Source organism: Enterobacter cloacae complex sp. GF14B (assembly GCF_004136805.1).
GTDB lineage: Bacteria > Pseudomonadota > Gammaproteobacteria > Enterobacterales > Enterobacteriaceae > Enterobacter > Enterobacter hormaechei_C.
In genome coordinates this window covers 1-1,712 of the sequence record NZ_QFRV01000240.1, presented here as the reverse complement: position 1 = coordinate 1,712, position 1,712 = coordinate 1, and the positions used below count along the sequence as shown (strand labels likewise).

At 56.2% G+C, this 1,712-nt stretch carries 2 protein-coding genes and 3 pseudogenes; 3 read left to right on the top strand and 2 right to left on the bottom strand.

The genetic code is table 11. The features are described from left to right. Window positions 1-125: pseudogene (locus DD606_RS26595) on the top strand (hypothetical protein); the annotation flags it as partial. Here the strand turns inward: DD606_RS26595 and DD606_RS24980 are convergent. Together DD606_RS24980 and hycA are read right to left on the bottom strand one after the other, a co-directional pair. Beyond that, window positions 121-474 (bottom strand): annotated as a pseudogene (locus DD606_RS24980) (4Fe-4S binding protein); the annotation flags it as partial. The pseudogenes DD606_RS26595 and DD606_RS24980 sit on opposite strands and share 5 nt — an antisense overlap. A 73-nt stretch (window positions 475-547) precedes the next feature. Continuing rightward, window positions 548-1,012, bottom strand: coding sequence for a formate hydrogenlyase regulator HycA (gene hycA / locus DD606_RS24975; RefSeq protein WP_022651744.1), 465 nt, complete (start codon window positions 1,010-1,012; stop codon window positions 548-550). A gap of 210 nt (window positions 1,013-1,222) precedes the next feature. Here hycA and hypA point away from each other — a divergent pair, with 210 nt between their 5' ends. Together hypA and DD606_RS24960 are read left to right on the top strand one after the other, a co-directional pair. After that, a complete protein-coding gene (gene hypA / locus DD606_RS24965; RefSeq protein WP_022651745.1) occupies window positions 1,223-1,573 on the top strand; it encodes a hydrogenase maturation nickel metallochaperone HypA in 351 nt (116 codons plus the stop codon). 3 nt (window positions 1,574-1,576) lie between these two features. Beyond that, a pseudogene (locus DD606_RS24960) lies at window positions 1,577-1,712 on the top strand (hydrogenase nickel incorporation protein HypB); the annotation flags it as partial.

Here is a 1,712-nt window from a genome sequence, read left to right as displayed (position 1 = left end):
TGCTGGGCACGCGTCAGACGGGTAACGCCGAATTTAAAGTGGCGGATTTGTTGCGCGATCAGGCCATGATCCCCGAAGTACAACGCCTTGCGCGTCATATTCATGAACGCTACCCCGAACAGGCGGCGCTTTCGGGGTATTGGCATTCGCCGGAATATGCAGCGGACGGCTGCCGGAAAACTCAATGGCGCCGAACGGACAGGCGATGCCGCACAGCTTGCAGCTCACGCACAGGCTTTCGTTCAGCTGTACCGCGCCGTCAACGCGGGTGATGGCATTGACAGGACAAACGCCCGCGCACGGGGCGTCTTCACAGTGGTGACAGAGCTGCGGGGCAGACTCTTTCTCATTACGCATGACGCGCAGGCGCGGCATGGACTGTAGCCCGTGCAGGCGGTGCGTTTCCGAGCACGCCGCCTCACAGGTCCGACAGCCAATACAGACCGTCGAGTCAGCAATTACAAAACGGTTCACCGGGTCATCCTCTGGTGATGGTCATTTTTGACGAAAAAAAACTGTCTTATCGACACTTCTCGACACTCGCTTTTCAGGCCACGTTCGCGGAGGATTTTCCGTCGATCAGCTGTTTCAGGTTGATCGGCTGATCGTGCTCAACGGCGGCGTAGAGGCCGTTATAAACCGGCGCTATTTTCTCCAGATAGTGCTCCAGCACCTGCTGGCGATCGCGGTTGCTGACGTGACCGTCCACCATGCCGTCGGCCATCAGTTGAGCTTTCGCAATACACTGTTTTTCACCCTCTTTTGTCTCAACGTAATACTCAATGGTGTGGCTGTTGAAGCTCTCCGCCAGGGTGACAAAAATCGTGAAGTGACCAAACAACACAAAGCGCATGTCCCCCTGCGCCGCGCAGCTCATGGCATGGTGCAGACGGGCTTTTGACAGGGTGATCCCCTGAATCAGAGAGTTGCAGTAGAGGTGCCACTGATCCTGAAGCTGCTGATGACGTTGCGCGATGTAATCCGCTTTTTCGCTAATTTCCCAAATAGTCATAAAAGGTATCCGGTTAATGGAGTTAGCGGCTGTTAAGCAGTTTTCGTGCCAGCTTTTAATTTGTTGATTTAAATAGCTTTTAACAAGATACGTACTGTCACCGCCGCGGTGTCGACGTGTCATTTCGACAGCGTTGACATCGTCACGCCGTAACGCAAATCAAGCTGGCACTGTTATTGCATTGAAGGGGCAATTCATTAAGGAGGCGTCATGCACGAAATCACCCTCTGCCAGCGGGCACTGGAACTTATCGAACAGCAGGCTGTGCAGAACCATGCGAAGCGCGTGACCGGCGTCTGGCTGAAGGTCGGGGCGTTTTCCTGCGTCGAGACCAGCGCCCTCACCTTCTGTTTTGAGCTGGTGTGCCGCGGCACGCTGGCGGAAGGTTGCGCACTGCATATCGAGGAGCAGCAGGCAGAGTGCTGGTGCGAACAGTGTCAGGAGTACGTCACGCTGTTGTCATCGAAGGTACAGCGCTGTCCGCAGTGCCAGAGCAGCGGGCTGCGCATCGTGGCGGATGACGGTATGCAGATCCAACGCCTCGAAATCGAGAAGGAGTAAAGTATGTGTAGTACCTGCGGTTGCGCTGAAGGCGACCTGTATATCGAAGGGGATGAACACCGCCCCCACTCCGCGTTTCGCTCCGCGCCCTTTTCCCCTGCCCCGCGTCCCGCGGCGGCACTGACCGGCATCACCTTCG